The sequence below is a fragment of the Rhizobium sp. WW_1 genome, from assembly GCF_003610155.1.
Classification (GTDB): Bacteria; Pseudomonadota; Alphaproteobacteria; order Rhizobiales; family Rhizobiaceae; genus Rhizobium; species Rhizobium tropici_A.
In genome coordinates this window covers 1-1457 of sequence record NZ_RAIN01000062.1, presented here as the reverse complement: position 1 = coordinate 1457, position 1457 = coordinate 1, and the positions used below count along the sequence as shown (strand labels likewise).

At 61.2% G+C, this 1457-nt stretch carries 2 protein-coding genes; both read right to left on the bottom strand.

The window, feature by feature from the left end; genetic code table 11:
* Positions 1 to 731: cytochrome d ubiquinol oxidase subunit II (gene cydB, locus BJ928_RS38445; protein WP_047637299.1), on the bottom strand; the 731-nt coding region annotated here is incomplete at its 3' end.
* A 6-nt stretch (positions 732 to 737) separates the two neighbouring features.
* The coding region (locus BJ928_RS38440; protein ID WP_047637301.1) for a cytochrome ubiquinol oxidase subunit I at positions 738 to 1457 on the bottom strand (720 nt) is incomplete at its 5' end.

The following is a 1457-nucleotide window of genomic DNA, read 5'->3' as shown; positions in this document are numbered from 1 at the left end:
CCTTCGCCATCGATGGCGCTGGCGATATGATAGCCGTCTATGCCCATCCACAGGAACAGACCCCCAAGCGCAAAGAGCACGATCACGGCGAGAGCCGCCACGATGCCGAACCGGCGCGCGCGCGCGGCAACCACGCCATCCGTCTTAACCAGCAGCCAGGCCGCACCATGCATGACGAGCATGGCGACCGACAGCACGCCACAGAGGAGTGCGTACGGGTTCAAAAGCGCGAAGAAGGACCCTTCGTAGTAGATGCGCATATCGTCGTCGAAGCGGAAAGGTACGCCCTGCAGCACGTTACCGACAGCAACGCCGAAGATCAGCGACGGCACGAAACCGCCGATAAACAAGGCCCAATCCCAACCTGCCCTCCAACCAGCGCTATCCCGCTTGGAGCGGTATTTGAAGGCGACCGGCCGCAGGATGAGCGCGAACAGGATGGCAAACATCGCGAGGTAGAAGCCGGAGAAGGATACAGCATAGAGAGGCGGCCAGGCGGCAAAGATGGCGCCGCCTCCAAGGATCAGCCAGACCTGGTTACCTTCCCAGGTCGGACCGATCGAATTGATGGCGATACGCCGCTCCGTATCCGTCTTGGCGACGAAAGGAAGCAGCGTGCCGACGCCAAGGTCGAAACCATCGGTCACGGCAAAGCCGATCAGCAGCACACCGAGAAGCAGCCACCATATGATGCGCAAGGTCTCGTAGTCGATCAATTCATGCAGGATCATGGCAGGTCACTCCGCAGCCGGAACAAGGTTTTCGGAAATCAGCTTGGCCTCCGGCTTTTCATCCGGATCGGGACCTTTGCGGATCGCCTTGATCATCAGCGTCATCTCGATGACGATGAGGACGGTATAGAGCGCAGCAAAGCCGAGGATGGTCAAAAGCACGGTGCCGGCGCCGAGGTTGGAGACGGCCGCCGCCGTCGGCAGCACGCCTTCGATGATCCAGGGCTGCCGGCCGAATTCCGCGACGACCCAGCCAAGCTCGATCGCGACCCAGGGCAGAGGGATGGCGAATACCGCGACCCGCAATAGTAGCGGATAGCGATCGAGCTGCCGCCGCGCCGAGAGCCAGAAGAACACTGTCGTCAGCAGGATGAAGAACATGCCGAGACCGACCATGATGCGGAACGACCAGAACAGCGTTGGGACATGCGGAATGGTGTCGCGCGCCGCCTGTGCGATCTGCTCCTCGGTCGCCTGGCGCGGATCGTTGACATAGCGCTTGAGCAACAGCGCATAGCCGAGCTGATGGCCGATATCTTCGAAGGAGGAACGCGCCTCGGTGGTGGCGACATCCTGCGATGTCTCGCCTGACGTTGCCGGCTTTGCCGCGCGGATCTTCTGCAGCGCGTCATAAGCCTTGATGCCCTGGCGGATATTGTCCTTGGCCTCCGCTTCAAGCTTGTCGATGCCAGGGATTTCCGTCGTCAGCGACCGCGTCCCGATCAG